Origin of the sequence: Novosphingobium ovatum, assembly GCF_009909235.1 — a bacterium.
GTDB classification, from domain to species: domain Bacteria; phylum Pseudomonadota; class Alphaproteobacteria; order Sphingomonadales; family Sphingomonadaceae; genus Novosphingobium; species Novosphingobium ovatum.
In genome coordinates this window covers 362482-380020 of the sequence record NZ_JAAAPO010000003.1, presented here as the reverse complement: position 1 = coordinate 380020, position 17539 = coordinate 362482, and the positions used below count along the sequence as shown (strand labels likewise).

The 17539-nt window shown below is 64.9% G+C and carries 16 protein-coding genes and 2 tRNA genes; 8 read left to right on the top strand and 10 right to left on the bottom strand.

Features of this window, described 5'->3' with window-relative positions:
• Position 1 precedes the first annotated feature (1 nt).
• Together GTZ99_RS09400 and GTZ99_RS09395 are read left to right on the top strand one after the other, a co-directional pair.
• Positions 2-763: a 7-carboxy-7-deazaguanine synthase QueE gene (locus GTZ99_RS09400; RefSeq protein WP_161718150.1), complete on the top strand. Its 762-nt coding sequence runs from the start codon at positions 2-4 to the stop codon at positions 761-763.
• Positions 760-2238 carry an MATE family efflux transporter gene (locus GTZ99_RS09395; RefSeq protein ID WP_161718148.1) on the top strand — a complete coding sequence of 493 codons (1479 nt, stop codon included), beginning with the start codon at positions 760-762 and terminating at the stop codon, positions 2236-2238. Before GTZ99_RS09400 ends, GTZ99_RS09395 begins: the two co-directional genes overlap by 4 nt.
• A 12-nt stretch (positions 2239-2250) precedes the next feature.
• Here GTZ99_RS09395 and GTZ99_RS09390 read toward each other — a convergent pair whose 3' ends face one another.
• The 6 genes from GTZ99_RS09390 to GTZ99_RS09370 form a co-directional block, all read right to left on the bottom strand.
• Entirely contained in the window at positions 2251-3897 is a 1647-nt protein-coding gene (locus GTZ99_RS09390) for an ATP-binding protein (protein WP_227711249.1), read from the bottom strand.
• Positions 3898-4027: 130 nt separating this feature from the next.
• The gene (locus tag GTZ99_RS09385) at positions 4028-4780 is read right to left on the bottom strand and encodes a TIGR02186 family protein (protein WP_161718146.1); all 753 of its coding nucleotides are present in this window, start codon (positions 4778-4780) and stop codon (positions 4028-4030) included.
• A complete protein-coding gene (locus GTZ99_RS09380) occupies positions 4777-5691 on the bottom strand; it encodes a sulfite exporter TauE/SafE family protein (RefSeq protein WP_161718144.1) in 915 nt (304 codons plus the stop codon). The genes GTZ99_RS09385 and GTZ99_RS09380 overlap by 4 nt, the downstream gene beginning before the upstream one ends.
• An 83-nt stretch (positions 5692-5774) precedes the next feature.
• The gene (locus GTZ99_RS09375; RefSeq protein WP_161718142.1) at positions 5775-7046 is read right to left on the bottom strand and encodes a hypothetical protein; all 1272 of its coding nucleotides are present in this window, start codon (positions 7044-7046) and stop codon (positions 5775-5777) included.
• Positions 7043-7450, bottom strand: coding sequence for a glycosyltransferase family protein (locus GTZ99_RS16810; protein ID WP_227711216.1), 408 nt, complete (start codon positions 7448-7450; stop codon positions 7043-7045). The genes GTZ99_RS09375 and GTZ99_RS16810 overlap by 4 nt, the downstream gene beginning before the upstream one ends.
• Complete coding sequence (locus tag GTZ99_RS09370; RefSeq protein ID WP_320076663.1) at positions 7420-8472, bottom strand: glycosyltransferase; 1053 nt, start codon at positions 8470-8472, stop codon at positions 7420-7422. Before GTZ99_RS09370 ends, GTZ99_RS16810 begins: the two co-directional genes overlap by 31 nt.
• A gap of 94 nt (positions 8473-8566) precedes the next feature.
• Between GTZ99_RS09370 and nhaA the strand changes: the two genes are divergently transcribed.
• Entirely contained in the window at positions 8567-9784 is a 1218-nt protein-coding gene (gene nhaA / locus GTZ99_RS09365) for a Na+/H+ antiporter NhaA (RefSeq protein WP_161718140.1), read from the top strand.
• A 3-nt stretch (positions 9785-9787) separates the two neighbouring features.
• Here nhaA and GTZ99_RS09360 read toward each other — a convergent pair whose 3' ends face one another.
• A complete protein-coding gene (locus GTZ99_RS09360) occupies positions 9788-10225 on the bottom strand; it encodes a VOC family protein (RefSeq protein WP_161718138.1) in 438 nt (145 codons plus the stop codon).
• 108 nt (positions 10226-10333) lie between these two features.
• Here GTZ99_RS09360 and GTZ99_RS09355 point away from each other — a divergent pair, with 108 nt between their 5' ends.
• A complete protein-coding gene (locus tag GTZ99_RS09355) occupies positions 10334-11131 on the top strand; it encodes an SIMPL domain-containing protein (protein ID WP_161718136.1) in 798 nt (265 codons plus the stop codon).
• A 92-nt stretch (positions 11132-11223) separates the two neighbouring features.
• On the top strand, positions 11224-12045 hold the full coding sequence (locus GTZ99_RS09350; protein ID WP_161718134.1) for a metallophosphoesterase family protein: 822 nt from the start codon (positions 11224-11226) through the stop codon (positions 12043-12045).
• Positions 12046-12232: 187 nt separating this feature from the next.
• Here the strand turns inward: GTZ99_RS09350 and GTZ99_RS09345 are convergent, their stop codons facing one another.
• Together GTZ99_RS09345 and GTZ99_RS09340 are read right to left on the bottom strand one after the other, a co-directional pair.
• Positions 12233-12838: an LON peptidase substrate-binding domain-containing protein gene (locus GTZ99_RS09345; RefSeq protein WP_161718132.1), complete on the bottom strand. Its 606-nt coding sequence runs from the start codon at positions 12836-12838 to the stop codon at positions 12233-12235.
• Positions 12839-12865: 27 nt separating this feature from the next.
• Complete coding sequence (locus tag GTZ99_RS09340; protein WP_227711215.1) at positions 12866-13774, bottom strand: tetratricopeptide repeat protein; 909 nt, start codon at positions 13772-13774, stop codon at positions 12866-12868.
• Positions 13775-14100: 326 nt separating this feature from the next.
• Between GTZ99_RS09340 and GTZ99_RS09335 the strand changes: the two genes are divergently transcribed.
• The 3 genes from GTZ99_RS09335 to ilvD all read left to right on the top strand — a co-directional run bounded on the left by GTZ99_RS09335 (position 14101) and on the right by ilvD (position 16434).
• Positions 14101-14175: transfer RNA gene (locus GTZ99_RS09335), tRNA-Gly, on the top strand.
• 37 nt (positions 14176-14212) lie between these two features.
• Positions 14213-14287 (top strand) — tRNA-Gly (locus GTZ99_RS09330).
• Positions 14288-14580: 293 nt separating this feature from the next.
• Entirely contained in the window at positions 14581-16434 is a 1854-nt protein-coding gene (gene ilvD, locus GTZ99_RS09325) for a dihydroxy-acid dehydratase (RefSeq protein ID WP_161718128.1), read from the top strand.
• A gap of 64 nt (positions 16435-16498) precedes the next feature.
• On the opposite strand, the gene fghA is transcribed toward ilvD, so the two are convergent.
• The gene (gene fghA, locus GTZ99_RS09320; protein WP_161718126.1) at positions 16499-17338 is read right to left on the bottom strand and encodes an S-formylglutathione hydrolase; all 840 of its coding nucleotides are present in this window, start codon (positions 17336-17338) and stop codon (positions 16499-16501) included.
• Between the last annotated feature and the right edge of the window lie 201 nt (positions 17339-17539).

Below are 17539 nucleotides of genomic sequence, written 5' to 3'. Positions count from 1 at the left end.
AATGGCACTGGCTCTGGCCACGATCACTCCGGGCAAGCCCGAGATCTTTGCCGCACTGCAGGGCGAAGGGGCGTCGATCGGACGCCCCAGCGTCTTTGTCCGCCTGTCCCGCTGCAATCTGGCCTGCCGCTGGTGCGACACGGCCTATACGTGGCGGTTTACCGGAGACAATCGGCCGCACACCGATGATGTGGCCTATGACCGGGGCCAGAACCAACTGACCATGGACGAGGCCAAGGTCGCGCTGGCCATTGCCGAACTGGGCGCGCATCTGCCCTTCCCCCGGCTGGTGATCACCGGGGGTGAGCCGCTGTTGCAGGGTGCGGCGCTGGCCCGCATGATCACCAACCTGAACATGCTGGACGGGCGCGACTGGCATGTCGAGATCGAAACCAATGGCTCTGTCGCCCCGCATGCGGCGCTGGACCCGCTGGTGGCGCAATATAACGTCAGCCCCAAACTGGCGCATTCGGGTAATCCGGCCGAATTGGCACTGGTGCCCGAACGGCTGACCGCATGGGCGCAGGACCCGCGCGCATGGTTCAAATTCGTGCTGGGCGTGCCCGATGATCTGGATCAGGTGGTGGCGCTGGCACGCGTCTATGCCATCCCGGCCAACCGTATTTTCCTGATGCCCGAAGGTCGGGATAGCCAAACCTTACGCGATAAGGCCATATGGCTGGCGGAACTGTGTTCGACACACGGCTTTTGCTTTACCGACCGTTTGCATATTCATCTGAGCGGCGACACGAGGGGAACATGAGCGAAACCTATGCCGCCAGCAGCGTGCCGGACGACAGCCCGCAGGATCAACCGCACCCGGCAGCGGGGCGGATGCGCGGGGATCTGACCGAAGGGCCGATCCTCAAGACGCTGATGCTGTTCTCGATCCCGACGCTGATCTCGAACATGCTGCAAACGCTGAACGGCACGATCAATTCGATCTGGGTCGGGCGGCTGATCGGGGAAAGCGCGCTGGCGGCCACGGCCAATGCCAATATCGTGATGTTCCTGACCTTTGCCGCGGTGTTCGGCTTTGGCATGGCAACCACGGTGCGGGTCGGGCAAAACTTTGGCGCGCGCAAGATCGACGCGGCGCGGATCACCTTTGGCAGCGGCATCGGCTTTTGCACGCTGGTCTCGATAGTGGTCGGGCTGATCGGCTTTGTCTATTCGCCCGCCTTGCTGACGGCGCTGGGCACGCCCGAACTCAGCCGGATCGAGGCGCTGGAATATCTGCGTGTGGTGTTCATCACCATGCCTTTCGGCACGCTGTCGGTGATGGTGTCGATGGGACTGCGCGGGGCGGGCGATGCCAAAACGCCGCTCTATGCCATGATCCTGACGGTCATCATCGACATCCTGTGCAACCCGTTGTTGATCCGTGGCGTTGGCCCGATCCCGGCGATGGGGATCACCGGGTCGGCGCTATCGACGGCCATTGCGAATTTTGCGGGCGTCGCCTTCATGATCGCGGCGATGTATCTGCGCGACATGCCGCTGCGCCTGCGCGGGGCGGAACTGGGCTATCTGGTGCCGCGCCGCAGCGAATTGGGCTTTATCATCACCAAAGGCCTGCCGATGGGCACGCAAATGTTGCTGGTGTCCAGCGCGGGCCTGATCATGATCAGCCTGGTCAACGCCGAGGGCATGGAGACCGCCGCTGCCTATGGCGCGTCACTGCAATTGTGGAACTATCTGCAAATGCCCGCTTTTGCCATTTCCAGCGCGGTATCGGCGATGGTTGCGCAAAATGTCGGCGCGGGCAAGCATCGCCGCGTCAGCCAGATCACCTGGCAGGGTCTGGGCGCCAATCTGGCATTGACGGGCACGCTGGCGGTGGTGCTGGTGGTGGCCGCGCATCCGCTGCTGGGGCTGTTTCTGGGGCCGCAGAGCGCCGCCCTGCCCTTGGCCGAACACATGCAGCGCATCGTGACATGGTCGTTCGTGCTGATGGGCGTGATGATGATCCTGACCGGCACGATGCGCGCCTATGGCGCGGTGCTGATGCCGCTGGTGATCATGTTCATCTCACTTTATCCGGCGCGCCTGGGCTTTTACTATATCGCCCATACGCAGATCGGGGCCGAAGCGATCTGGTGGTCCTATCCATTCGGATCGGTGGTGGCGGCGGGGCTGACGCTGGTGCTGTATAACCGCAAGGGCTGGCGCAAGATCGACCGCAGCAAGATGCGCTCCGGTAGCGATATGGGCGGTGGCGAGATGATGGGGCACTAAGGCCCCGTCCGATTACCGCCCCTGGGCGCGCCAACGCTGGACTGTGCGCGCCACCATCATGTCCTCGCCGCCCTGTTCGCGCCACAATGCGCTGAACGACGGGTCCGCCGATGCGGGACGGCGGGTTTCCTCCAGATCGTCAAAGGCCACGCGCATCGGCAGGGCGACGCCTTCGCCACAGATGATGCATTCACGGTTACGCAACGCGGGGATCGAATCCAGAAACCCGCGCGCGCCTTCGGGCATGGCGGCCCGGACAAAGGCCTGATCGCGCTCGTTGTTCAGGCGCATGGCGATGATCGTGCCCAACTGTGACAGCACGCCTTCGGCAAGGTCGGACGGACGCTGCGTCACCAGCCCCAGCGACACGCCATATTTACGCCCTTCCTTGGCGATGCGCGACAGGATGCGCCCGACCGAGGACGTCTCGACATTGCGCTCGGACGGGACATAGCGGTGCGCCTCCTCGCACACCAGCAGCACCGGGCGCGGCGTTTCCCCCCGCGACCAGATGGCAAAATCGAACACCAGCCGCGAAAGCAGCGCAACCACCGTGCTGGTGATCTCCGAGGGCACGCCCGAGACATCAACGATGGCGATCGGGCGACCATTGGCCGGCAGGCGGAACATGCGGGCCAGCGCTTCGGTCATGGTGTCGCCCACCAGCATCCCCGAAAACAGAAAGCTGTAACGCGGATCAGCCTTCAGCTCGTCCAGCCGGGTCTTGATCCGGGTGTAAGGCGCGGTGGTGGTCGCCTTGTCCAGCTTGCCCATTTCGTTTTGCAGGATCACGGCCAGATCGGACAGCAGATAGGGGATGGGGGAATCGACCGTGATCCGCCCGCCCATGCTCTCGGCCAGCCGGTGCTTGATCCGGGCCTGATACAGGCAACGCGCCAGAATTTCCGCGTCAATCTGCCGGTTCTCGCCCCGGCTCGACAGCAGGATCTCGCAATGCTCCTCGAAATTCATCAGCCAATAGGGCAGTTGCAGATTGCTGGCGTCCAGAATGACGCCGGTATCGCGAAACGCGCTGGCATATTCGCCATGTGGGTCGATCATCAACACATGGCCCTGAGGCGCGGCCTGACAAATGCGGTGCAGGATCAGCGCCAAAGCGGTCGATTTACCAGTGCCGGTCGATCCCAGCAGCGCGAAATGCTTGCCCAGAAACGGGTCGACATACAGGCTGGCGCGGATGTCGCGGGTGGGGTGAACGGTGCCGATCTCGATGCCGGGCCGGCTGTCACCGGCATAGACCGACATCAGATCGCGCGTGCTGGTGGGATAGACCAGCGCGCCGGGCAGCGGATAATTGGTCACACCGCGCCGGAAATCATACATCACGCCGGTCAGGCGCTGCTCGGCCCCTTCGCCCAGAAAATCGATCTGGGTCAGGATGCCATCGCCATCGCGCCGCCCCTGCTTTTGCTCGCGCACGCTGGCCAGCAACCACATGTTGCCCGCCCGCACCCGCAATTGGCACCCCACCTGCCCCGACAAGGCCACCGTGGGATCGGCATCGCCCGCGCATTCCTGCAACCGTTGCGGGTCCAGCGCGATCAACGCCCCGGCCCCGGCCACTTCCAGCACCACGCCAATCGGCAATTGCGCGTTATTGGCGGCCCCCGGCGAGGCGCAGACGCCATCATCAGGCATAAAGCCGGGCTGCGACATGTCGGTCACGCGCAGGGCACCACGGCGCCCCGATTGGCGGAGAAAACAGAGGAGCAAGTCATCGCCGCAGGATTAGGCACGGCAGGTTAAGTTTCGCCTTACGCGCCCTGCCCTAGACCAGCGCGAACAGCCGCCCGGCGGCCCAGCCCATCAGCACCGAAATCGCCACGGCCATCAGGCCATAGGACAAAGCGCGGCGGCGCGAGAAGTCCTCGATCCCGCGCTCCATCCCTACCTTCACCACCTCGACCTCGCTGATGGCGGACGCCACCACGCGGCCATTGCGAATGGCAAAGGTTTCCGCCGTATAGACCCCCGTCTGTACATTCGATGGCAGCGAAATGCGCGCCTGATACAGCACCTGATCCTTGACCGTGACGGCGTGTTCGTCCTGCTGATACAGCCCCTTGCCCCGCATCAGGCTGACCAGCCCCTGCGCGTAATGGGCCTGCTGCGCCGGATCGATCGAAGCCGCCGGTGACAATTGCAGCGAGTCCAGCCCCAGTTCGTAAATGGCGGCGGTGCGTTCATCGACAATGTCGCGCAACGGCCGGGCTGAAGCCACCGCGTAAAAGCTGGGCATCGAGCGGAACACGGTGCTGTGGGCATTGACCCACACGCCCGCCACCTTTTCCTTTTCGCGCAGGACGACAGGCCGCGCCGGCCCCTCCAGCACGACAACGATATCGTAATCGCGGCCCGCGCGGGTGCCCTCTGGCGTCAGGATCGCGCCAAACAGCAGCAATTGCGTGCCGGTAAAGCCCTGCCGCACCTGCACCTGATGTTGTGACACATCGGGCACCAGAATCGGATCGGCCGCCCCGATCAGCGCGAAAAACGCCAAAAGGGCCGCCAGAACCCTCACAATACCGTCACGGTAAATATGTCGCCCGGCTGCCACGTCAGCCCCAGCGCCATGCGCAACCCCACCGCCAAAACGATCAGCGCCAGAATCAGGCGCAGCGTCACCGGACTGGCGATCTGGCCGATGCGCGCGCCCAATTGCGCCCCCGACACCGACCCCACCAACAGCAAAAAGCCCAGCACCAGATCGACCGCATGGGTGGTCAGCGCGTGCATCAATGTCGTGGCGATGGTGACAAACAGGATCTGGAACAACGAGGTGCCCACCACCACGTTGGCGCTCATCCCCAGAATGTACAGCATCGCGGGCACCATGATGAACCCGCCGCCAATACCCAGCAGCATCGTCAGAATGCCGCCCACCACGCCCAGCAACAGCGGCGCCAGCGGCGAAATATACAGGCCCGAGCGATAGAACCGCCAGCGCAGCGGCAACAGCGCGACCAGCGGGTGATGCCGCCGCTTGCGCGCGGGCGGAGCCACTCCGCGCCGCGCGGCCAGCATGGTCTCGATGCTTTCCTTGGCCATCAACGACCCGATCGAGCCCAGCATCAGGACATAGAGCAGGTTGATCGCCGTATCGATCTGACCCAGCCGTTGCAGGATGCTGAACAGCACCGCACCAATACCTGTGCCCAACACACCACCAGCCACCAGCACGCCACCCATCTGGTAATCCACCCCGCCGCGTTGCCCATGGGCAAACACGCCCGACACGCTGGCGCCGGTCACCGTGCTGGCCGCACTGGCGGCAGCGACCGTGGGTGGCACGCCATAGAAAATCAGCAAGGGCGTGGTCAGGAACCCGCCGCCCACGCCAAACAGCCCCGACAGCACGCCGGTCAGCGCGCCAAGGCCGATAATGATCAGGCCGTTCACCGCCAGATTGGCTATGGGCAAATAGACATCCATTGCTGCGCCCAACGCTAGCCCGGTTGGCCACGCAAAGGAAGGGCGCAAAGCCACCACGCCGCGATTTTGTCGTGCCTTTTGGATCAGAAACCGGCCGCGATGGTGATCGCCGGACCATCCACAGGCGCGGCATTGCCCGCCACCCGCACCCGCCAATCCACCGAGACATGGCCCGCCACGCCGCCATGCGCATAGGCCACCCGCAGCGTCGGCCCAATGTCCAGCCGCGCCGCGCCGTCCTGCGCGCCGCCCCATGCGCCCGCGCCGATCCGCACCATGGCGCGCCCTTGCACGTCCACCGGCGCATCCACCCGCACCTGTCCGTCAACAAAGGCGGTTTCGTTCGCCCCCCCGACATAGCCCGCCTGCACATAGGTTTCGGCCCGGAACCCGCCAGGCAGCGCCTGTGGCGGCAGTTCGGTCACCGCCATCATCGCCGGACGCACCCGCGCCGACACGCCCGCACGCGGCTGCCCCGCGCGCACCTCGGCCATAATCGCCACGGGGATCTTGCGATGCAGCCGTACCGAGATGCCAGCGGCGACTTCCTTTTCGCCCCCGCCGTTCAGCGCGCCATAGCCGCGCGCATAGACCGCCAGCCGGTTGGGATCATCGGGCTGTAGCCGATAGCGCAGCACCGCGCCGATCTGGCTGGCGCCATAGGTGGGCGTAAGACTGCCCGCCGCGCTGCCCGCGCCCTGCCCGCCGGGGCGCAGCATCGCCCAGCCATCGCCCGACCAGTGTCGCCCGCCCGACGCCCTGCGCCCCGACACCGATGGCTCGGGCAAGGGCGCGGGGCTTGAGGGCACGGCCTCGACCCGCGCATCAGCACCAGACGCCACAAAGCCCGCCTCCACCAGCGTGGTGGGACGGGAGAACGGCGCGGCCATGGGCAATCGGGCCGACGCGATGGCAGGTGGTTCGGGCCGGGGCAGCGCCAACCGGGCCACCTCGACCGTGGGTAGCGGCGCGGGCGGACCTGACGGCATCACCATCATCGGCGGCGGCATGGCGGGAGGCGCCTGTGCGGGGGGATGCCCGGCCAGGGCCATGTGCGGCAGCCCCCCGCCCGCCATCCACCCAGGGCCGGGCACCGCCGGACGGCGCAGCAGCGTTGGCACAGCATGGCGAACAGGCGGCAACAAGCGCAGCCGCTGCACCCCCATTGGCACGCCATAAGCCACCGTCTGCGAGGGCAGGCTCAACCCGCCAACCGCGTGTTGCCCCCAAGCCACCGGCTCCCACAAGGCCGACCGGCCAAACGCCCAGACCAGCAGGATCATCAGGAACACCAGCAAGGGCTCCCCCCGCTTGCGCGCCGGTTTGACCTTTGTGGGGGGCGCCTGATGCGTCATGAACCGCCAGTGGTGGTCGTGGTGAGCAGCGGGTGGGCACGGTGCTCGGTCTTGTCCCACACCACCTTGCCCCCCATCAGGCTGCGGCAATAGGCGACAAAGGCCCGGCGACCCGCCATGATCGTGACGATATTGGCAATGGGCATGCGAATGATCGAATAAAATCCTTCGGCGATGCCATATTCGCGCCCGGTAAAGACGATGCGCCAGAACAAGCGCCAGAACAGGCCAAAGATGCACAGGTTGATCGCCCATGACACCCATGGCGAATGCGGCGGCATCATCGGCCCACCCGGCCCGCCCCACAGCCAGATGATGCCCAGCACGCCTTCCACAACGATCAGCAGATAGGCCGCGGCCAGCACCAATGCCGTCAACGGCGCGCGGCGGTCGCGCACGGCCATCCATTGGCGACAAACCGCCCCTGCCAGCCCAGCCGGTCCCACCCCTGCAAGGCGATGCCATGAATCCAGCGAGTCTTTTGCCGCACGGCATCGTTCAGCGTGCCGGGAAAATAGCTGCGTGTGCCGATCAGATTGCCATCGATATCACGCCGCCGCAGGAACCGGCTGCGCCCGCCCATCCGCTTGATCAGCAGGCCCAGCTCATAGTCCTCGGTAAAGCATTCCTCGGCAAAGGGGCCGTTGCCGCCTTCCTGCCGGCGCAGATCAGCGATGCGGTCCAGCATGTCGCGCGAAAAGCCGCAGGACACACCCGCCGCCGGCAATCCTGCGCCCAAAGCATCGCGTACCACCAGACTTTTGCAATGCGATTCAACGAATTCGTCGCAATAATGCCCCGCGATCCAATGCGCTCCCGGCAGAAATTCAGCGCGCACGGGCAATTGCACAAAATCCACCTGCGACAGGCCGGTGTCGATCACATGCAGTTCCAGCCCATGCACCATGTCTTCGGAATCATGCAGGATTACCCCGCCAAAACGGAACCCGTCGCGCGCCTCGTCATCCTGTAGCGCGCGGTACAGGCGGTTCAGACAATCGGCCTTGGTCGTCGGGCCAGGGCGCGGATTGATGATCACGCGGATGCGCGAATCCATCCCCGCATGCGCCACCACCGCCGCGATCGTGTCGGGATCGTTGCAATAACAGCCGACATAAATCATGCAGTCGCGCTGTTGCCATACCCGCAACATGTGGCCCACGGTCTGGCCGATCACCGCATCCTCGCGCCAGCAGGCGATGAAGATTGCCAGCCGCTGTTGCAAAGGCTGCGTGGCAGCGGCGGGCATGACGCGTTTGGTGTGATAGCGTTTGTCGGCGCGCAGGGCGATCCACACCAGATCGATGGCCAGTTCGTCCAGCATGCCCACCACAAACCAGAACAACGAGAACAACAGGAGTTCACGCTCGACCAGTTGGAGCCATTCGACTATCGTCTCGATCAGCTCCACCCCTTCGATGGACACCTTGCGGCGCCTCCTGCCGTTTCACTTACATCATAGGGGTAAACACATAATACGGCTGCAAAACTGCTGCAACAGAGTATCGGAAATTACATCCATGTTGAAATATTCCGTCCAGATATGGGGCACTCTGGCCGCCCGTATTAAACACTGGAAGGCGCAGGATTCCTCGGCTTTGGCGGGTGTGGTGCTGATGGCGGTCGCGGCGGCGGCGATTATTATGACCAATACGGCGGCAGGGCCGGTGTTGCAGGGCGTGCTGGATGCACCGCTGACCGCCCGCCCGATGCCGCATCTGGCCAACCTGCGCGACCTGATCGGCAATGGGCTGATGGCGGTGTTTTTCCTGAATGTCGGGCTGGAAATTAAACGAGAGGCGCTGATCGGCAACCTGTCCGAACCAACGCAACGGCGGCTGCCAGTGCTGGCGGCGATGGCGGGCATGGCCTGCCCGGCGCTGGTCTATCTAGTGGTCGTGCGGCTTGGCGGCGGCGACACGGCTCTGATGCACGGCTGGGCGATTCCGGCCGCCACGGACATCGCCTTTGCGCTGGGGGTGATGGCATTGCTGGGGCGGCGGGTGCCAGCCTCGTTGCGGCTATTCCTGCTGACGGTGGCGGTGGTGGATGATCTGGGCGCGGTGGTCATCATCGCGCTGGGCTATACCGCGCATGTCGACGCGGGCTGGCTGGGCGCGGGCGCGGCGGTGTGGATGGCGCTGCTGGGCCTCAACGCGCTGGGGGTAAAGCGGATGTGGCCCTATGTGCTGGGCGCGGGCGTACTGTGGTGGTGCGTGCTGCATTCGGGCGTGCATGCAACGGTGGCGGGTGTGGCCGCCGCGCTGACGGTGCCTCTGGGGCTGGACGCGCGCAAGGACAGCCCCCTGTTGCGGCTGGAGCACCGGCTGGCGCCGATCAGCGGTTATGTCATCGTGCCGCTGTTCGGGCTGGCCAATGCCGGGGTGAGCATGGACGCGGCCAGCATCGCGCGACTGGCAACGGGCGACGGCATCGTGCTGCCGCTGGCGATCGGGCTGGGTCTGGCGCTGGGGAAACCGATCGGCGTGGGGCTGGCCTGCTGGGCGGCGCGGGCCACCGGCTTTGCCCAATGGCCCAGCGGCGCCAATGCCGGTCAGATCGTCGGCATCGGCATGCTGGCGGGCATCGGCTTTACCATGAGCCTGTTCATCGGCGGGCTGGCCTTTACCCCCTCGCCCGATCAGGACAATGCGCTGCGGCTGGGCATTCTGGCTGGATCGGTGGTGTCGGGCGTGGCGGGGGCACTGGTTCTGGCCCGCGCCACCCGCCAGGCATAGCCCTTACCAGACACCCACATTGGGCATGCTGGCCCAAGGCTCGGCCGGGGCCAGATGGCCATCCTGCAGCAGCTCGACCGAAATGCCATCGGGCGTGCGGACAAAGGCCATGTGCCCATCGCGCGGCGGGCGGTTGATCGTCACGCCTGCGTCCATCAGACGCTGACAGGTGGCGTAAATATTGTCGACGCGATAGGCCAAATGGCCAAAATTGCGTCCGCCTTCGTAGGTTTCGGCCGGGCTGCCGTCTTCGGCTGGCCAGTTGTAGGTCAGTTCCACCTCGGCCACGCCTTCCTCGCCGGGGGCGGCCAGAAAAATCAGGGTAAACCGCCCCTTCTCGCTCTCCATCCGGCGTACCTCGCGCACGTCCAGCAGTTCGAAAAAGCGCAGCGTCGCCTCTGGATCGGTCACACGGATCATCGTGTGCAGGAATTTGGTCACGCATTCACTCCGTTCATCGTCATTCACGCACATCTGATCGCAGGAATGACATACAACCTGCATATAACATAGGCATGGCCAAGCGATCAGAGAAGAGGTGCGCTCACCATGGCCAAGAACAAGTCCCAGCCCGACGAAAACACCATCAAGGCCGCCGTGCGCGCCGCAAGGCTGGCGGCCAAAGTGTCGGTGGCCAACCGCCTGCGCCGCGATGTGGCGTGGGTGGTGGTGGCGGTGATCGTGGCTGGCGGCGTTGCGTTGGGCGGCTATCTGCTGGGCGATGCGCTGCCCCGCGCCAAACGGTCGGACCGCACCGTCACGGTGCGCGGCGTGGCCGAACGCGATGTGATGGCCGATCAGGCGGTGTGGACGCTGTCGTTTTCGGCAAATGCCGCCAATCTGGGCGCGGCACAGGCACAGGTTGACCGCAACGCCGCCGCCATCCGGGCCTTTTTCACATCGCGCGGCTTTGCCGATGACGCCTTGCAGACCACCGGCGTCAATGTCGCGCGCGAGACCGAGAACCATCAGGTGCGTTACGTTGTGCGCCAACGCCTGACCTTGCGCTCGACCGACATCGCGCGGGTGGACGATGCCGTCCATCACCAGTTCGATCTGGTGCGCAAGGGCGTGTTTCTGGAGGACGGATCGAAGGCGACGTTTATCTATACCCGGCTGAACCAGATCAAGCCGGCGATGGTGGCGCAGGCCACCAAGGATGCCCGCGCCGCCGCCGAACAATTTGCCCGCGACAGTGGTTCGGATCTGGGTGGGATTCGCACCGCCAGTCAGGGCTATTTCGAAGTGACCGCCCGCGCGGGCGATTCCAGTGAGGGTTGGGGCGATGCCGACACCCCGTTCAAAAAAGTGCGTGTGGTGACCACCGTCAGCTATATTCTGAAATGAACCGATCAGCCGCCGGCCGGAACCGTGCTTGACCACTTTGCGCCCCCCCCGTAAGGCTGATCAACGCGCTGCAAATTGGCCTGTTCGACATTATGATTTCTGTCCTGCGGAAACTGTTCGGTTCCTCGTCCTCACCATCGCCTGCCGCTGATCGTTCAGGCCCGGCCCTGCCGATGGGCACGCGCGCCTATGCGGTGGGGGACATTCATGGGCGGCTGGATCTGTTCACCGCGCTGATCGGCGCGATCGAGGCGGACGACGCCGCGCGCGGCCCCGCCGACACACAGGTCATCCTGCTGGGCGATCTGATTGACCGTGGGCCCGACAGCGCGGGCGTGCTGGCGCTGGCGCAGGAATGGCAGGCGCGGCGGCCGGTGCACATCCTGATGGGCAACCACGAGGAAATGCTGCTGCACGCGCCCGAACGGATGGACGTGCTGCGCCAGTTCAACCAGCATGGCGGCAAGGAGACGATCCTCTCGTTTGGCGTCTCGGAGGCAGATTACAACAAGGCTTCGTGGGAGGAATTGCAGGTCATTCTGGCGCAGGCGATCCCCCCCGCCACGCTGGATTTCATCCGTGGTTTTGGCGCGATGGTGCAATTGGGCGACTATGCCTTTGTCCATGCCGGCGTGCGGCCGGGCGTGCCCCTGCCCGAACAGCAGGTGGCCGACATGCGCTGGATCCGCGAGCCGTTCCTGTCCAGCCCCGCCGATCATGGCGCGGTGGTGGTGCATGGTCACTCGATCAGCGATCAGCCCGAATTGCGCGCCAACCGCATCGGCATCGACACGGGGGCCTATAACTCGGGCCGGCTGACGGCGCTGGTGCTCGAGGGGCGGCAACGCTGGCTGTTGACGGCCGCGATGCAGGAAGACGGCACCATCGCGACCCTGTTGCAGGACGTGGCCTGACGCCGCTTTCGCGCGCCGGATCATCCCCGACGGCAGTTACGCCAAGCTGTTGCACGACCTGCTGCCCCGCATTTCGGGCCAGATGGAAGCGGCGATGCCGATGCTGTTCATGCGCGGCGTGCTGGCCTCCGAAGGCGTCAAGCCCGAGGTTCTGGCCCGTCTGCCCCCGGAAAAGGTCGCCGCCGCGCTATTGCAGCGTGGCGGCCCCATCGTCGCTGTCGCGCGCGCCAAAAAACTGCATCAACTGGACCAACAGGTCACAGCGGGCATGTAATCCGTCCGCCTCCAGCAGCGCCTGTTTGGAGGCGGCATCAAACGGCGCGATCTGCGCCACGCCATTGATCAGCGCGACATCGTCCAGCCTCGTCACCTCTTCCCAATCGACGCGATAGCCGTGCCGGTCGGCAAAAGCCTTGGCCTCGCGCTCGAACAAGGCACGCTCGATCGCGCTCAACGCCTCCAGATCGACATCGGGGATGATGTCGGCCTCCACCTGCCGGAATGGCGTCTGCACCGTCAATTCGCGCCGGATGCGAAACCGCGCCACGCCTTCCAGCAGAATGTTGTAACGGCCATCGGGCGATGCCTCCACCTCGGCGATGTGGCCCAGGCAGCCAACGGCATAAAGCGGCGCGCCTTCCTCTGCCCGTTGCGGCTGGATCATGCCAATCTGGCGGTCACGGGCGAGTGAATCGGACACCATCGCCCGGTAACGCGGCTCGAAAATATGCAGCGGCAGGCGCAGCCCCGGATAGAGCATCGCCCCGGTCAGTGGAAAGATCGAGATCCGCATTGCCTGTCCCTGCCTGATCCGCCAGCCTTAACCGAACAATATGGTCGAGAGCTTGCGCCGCTCTCGCGCGACCCACGTGTCCTCCAGCCCAACGGCCTCGAAAATCTGCAACAATTTGGCGCGGGCGGCGCCCTCGTTCCAGGCGCGGTCCTGCGCCACCATGGCCAGCAGCGTGGCGGACGCCGCATCACGCTCCCCGGCGGCAAAGGCGGCGGTGGCATATTCCAGCCGCGCCTCCATCGAGGCCTCAGGCGCCTCGGCAGCGGCGCGCAGTGCGGCCAGTTCGCCATCCTCGGGCTTGTCCTTGGCCAGCGCCAGCGCGGCGCGGGCGCGCTCGACCGCCGGATCCTTGGCCAGTTCGGGCGCCAGTTCGTTCAGCGCCGCGTCGGCCTCCTCGACATGGCCCAGCGCGATCAGCGCGCGAATCAACCCGGCATGGGCCGCCGCGCTATCGGGCACCAGATCGATGATCTGGGCAAAGATGCCCACGGCCTGCTCGGCGTCACCGCCCTCCAGCGCCTGCTCACCCATCTCCAGCAAAGGCTCGATGTCGGGCGCGCCCGGTCCGCCGGCCTTGATCGGCAATTGCTTCAACAACTGGTCCAGCATCGCCTTCAGCTGCGATTCGCCGCGCGCATTGGTCAGGTCCGCCACCGGCTGCCCCTGGAACATCGCGTAAACGGTCGGGATCGACTGCACGCGGAACTGGCTGGCGATAAAGCTTTCCTCGTCCACGTTGATCTTGGCCAGCACCACGCCCTTGTCGGCGTAATCGGCGGCGACCTTTTCCAGCACGGGGGTCAGTGCCTTGCACGGGCCGCACCATTCCGCCCAGAAATCCAGAATCACCAGCGATTCCATCGAAGGCTCGACCACCGCGCTGCGGAAACGGTCGACGGCTTTCTTCTCTTCGATGCTCAGGCCAAGACTTGCCAAGGGTTTAACTCCATTCAACGGCGGTAGCGGGCGCCAAGGGCGGCACATCGGCCACCGGCGCCCCGCGGGGCTGCCTTCCATATGTGGCGTATCTGGATCATTTGTGAAGGGCCAAAGCGCCATTGCCCCCAAAGGCTTGCGGGCAAAGCGCTATGGATCGTGACATTTCCAAGGCTTGGCGCCCTGCCCGCCATTGCCCGACAAAGCGTTCTGGCAAAACATTTTCACCCGATGTGCATTTTCCGCTTGCCGGATGCGAGAGGCGCCGTTAGAGGGCCGCTCACCCCGCGACGGTGTGGCAACGCACCTTCGCCGAAACGCTTCGAGCGGGCGTAGCTCAGGGGTAGAGCACAACCTTGCCAAGGTTGGGGTCGAGGGTTCGAATCCCTTCGCCCGCTCCAGTTTCACCCGGTGGCGCAGCGCGTCATCAAAGCCCGAGCGGGCGTAGCTCAGGGGTAGAGCACAACCTTGCCAAGGTTGGGGTCGAGGGTTCGAATCCCTTCGCCCGCTCCAGTTTTTTTCCGACAGATCAACGCAAACGCGCTTCCCTGCGGGGAACCCTCTTTCGTCTGTGATGCGCTCCGCCGCAAGCGGCTGCGCTGAAGGGTTCGAATCCCTTCGCCCGCTCCAGTTTTCCAGACATCGACGGCAAACCGCCTCCCCACCGGGGACGGCGCGCGCGCAACGCGCCTTTGCCCTGCCAAAGCACAAAATGTTTCCCATGCGCGCGCAATCGGCTTAGGGGCTGGCGCTGACTTTTGGACTCCCGCGTCCGGCCCCTGTTTTTGCGATCAAGGACCTGCCTCATGCCCCATTATCGTTCACGCACCAGCACTCACGGCCGCAACATGGCCGGCGCGCGCGGCCTGTGGCGCGCCACCGGCATGAAGGACGAGGACTTTGGCAAGCCGATCATCGCCATCGCCAACAGCTTCACCCAATTCGTGCCGGGGCATGTGCACCTGAAGGATCTGGGCCAACTGGTCGCCCGCGAGATCGAGGCGGCCGGCGGCGTGGCCAAGGAATTCAACACCATCGCGGTCGATGACGGCATCGCCATGGGCCATGACGGCATGCTGTATAGCCTGCCCAGCCGTGACCTGATCGCCGACAGCGTCGAATATATGGTCAACGCCCATTGCGCCGACGCGATCGTCTGCATCAGCAATTGCGACAAGATCACGCCGGGCATGCTGATGGCCGCGATGCGGTTGAACATCCCGGTGATCTTTGTCTCGGGCGGGCCGATGGAGGCCGGCAAGGTCGTCATCAACGGCAAGGAACACGCGCTGGACCTGATCGACGCGATGATCGTCGCCGCCGATGACACCGTTTCGGACGAGGAAGTGGCCAAGATCGAACGCTCGGCCTGCCCCACCTGCGGGTCGTGCAGCGGCATGTTCACCGCCAACTCGATGAACTGCCTGACCGAAGCGCTGGGCCTGTCGCTGCCGGGCAATGGCAGCACGCTGGCCACCCACGCCGACCGCGAACGCCTGTTCAAGGAAGCGGGCCGCCGCATCGTCGACCTCTGCCGCCGCTGGTACGAGCAGGATGACGCCAGCGTCCTGCCGCGCTCGATCGCCAGCTTTGCCGCGTTTGAAAACGCGATGAGCCTGGACATCGCCATGGGCGGGTCGACCAACACCGTGCTGCACCTTTTGGCCGCCGCCGTCGAAGGCGGGGTGGACTTCACCATGGCCGACATCGACCGCCTGTCGCGCCGCGTCCCCTGCCTGTGCAAGGTGGCCCCGGCCAAGAATGACGTCCACATGGAAGACGTCCACCGCGCGGGCGGCATCTATGCCATTCTGGGCGAGCTGGAGCGCGCCGGGCTGCTGAACACGGACCTGCCCACCGTTCACAGCGCCACCCTGTCCGAAGCCATCGCCCATTGGGACATTGCCCGCAGCAATGATCCGGCGGTGCAGGAGTTCTTCAAGGCGGCCCCCGGCGGCGTGCCGACGCAGGTGGCCTTCAGCCAGGCCAACCGCTGGAAGGAACTGGACACTGACCGCGTGGGCGGCGTGATCCGCAATGCGGAAAACCCCTTCTCCAAGGACGGTGGCCTGGCGGTGCTGTTCGGCAATCTGGCGCCAGAGGGCTGCATTGTGAAGACGGCGGGCGTGGACGATTCCATCCTGACCTTCACCGGCACGGCCCGCGTCTATGAATCGCAGGACGCGGCGGTGGCCGGCATTCTGGGCAATGAAGTGGTGGCCGGCGACGTGGTCGTCATCCGTTACGAAGGGCCCAAGGGCGGCCCCGGCATGCAGGAAATGCTGTATCCCACCAGCTATCTCAAGTCCAAGGGGCTGGGCAAGGCCTGCGCGCTGATCACCGATGGACGCTTTAGCGGCGGCACATCAGGCCTGTCGATCGGCCACGCCAGCCCCGAAGCGGCCGAGGGTGGCCTGATCGCTCTGGTCAACACGGGCGACCGCATCCTGATAGACATCCCCAACCGCGGCATCACGCTGGACGTGGACGAGGCTGAACTGGCCCGCCGTACCGAGGAGATGCTGGCGCGTGGCAACAAGGCGTGGAAGCCGCTGGGCCGCAAGCGCAATGTCTCGCCCGCGCTGCGCGCCTATGCCGCGATGGCGACCAATGCCGCGCGCGGCGCGGTGCGCGACGTCAGCCAGATCGAAAAGGACTGATCCGCCCCACAGCGGGCACGAAAAAGGGCGCCGGGATATCCTCCCGGCGCCCTTTGCGTCTGGCTTACGCCTTCAAACGCTCGGCATGCCACGCGACATGTTCGGCCATGAAGGTCGAGATGAAGTAATACGAATGGTCATAGCCCGGCTGCATGCGGATGGTGACAGGCTGGCCGGCGGCAGCGCAGGCCTCTACCAGCAGGTGGGTTTTCAGCTGGCCTTCAAGGAAATTGTCGCCCTCGCCCTGATCGACCAACAGATCGGGCAGGCGCGCCCCCCCGGCAATCAGCGCGCAGGCGTCATATTCGGCCCATGCCGTCTGGTCCTCGCCCAGATAGCCGGTCAGCGCCTTTTCCCCCCACGGGCAATTCAGCGGCGAAACGATCGGGGCGAACGCGCTGGTCGAGCGGAAACGCCCCGGATTGCGCAGCGCAATCGTCAGCGCGCCATGGCCGCCCATGCTGTGCCCGGTGATCCCCTGCCGCGCCATGTCGACCGGGAAATTGGCGGCGACCACCTCGGGCAGCTCCTGTTCGATATAGTCGCGCATATGGAAATGGGTGGCCCAGGGCGCTTGGGTGGCGTTCACATAGAACCCCGCGCCCTTGCCAAAGTCGTACCCGTCATCATCGGGCACATCATCGCCGCGCGGGGACGTATCGGGCGCGACAAAGATGATCCCAGCCTCGGCACAGGCGCGGCGGAACTCGCCCTTTTCGGTGACATTGGCGTGGGTGCAGGTCAGGCCCGACAGATACCACAGCACCGGCAGCCGATCCCCCGGCGCGTGATCGGGCACAAACACCGAAAAGGTCATCGGCGTTCCGGTCACCGCCGACACATGGGTATAGACCCCCTGCGTCCCGCCAAAACTGCGGTTCGCGCTTACCTGTTCCAAAGTCATTTCAGCCCATCCTCTGTGCATATACATGGCGCGCAGGCACCGCGAAATGCAATGCCATACATACGAAATCTGACCGCAACATTGGCGAGCCAAGGCTGGACTGTAAAGGCAAAGTCGCAAGGCGGGGGAACTGTACACAGCCAAGGGCAGATCCATTGGGACCACCCACAAGTTTACCGTCACGGCGCGGCGCATTCCCCC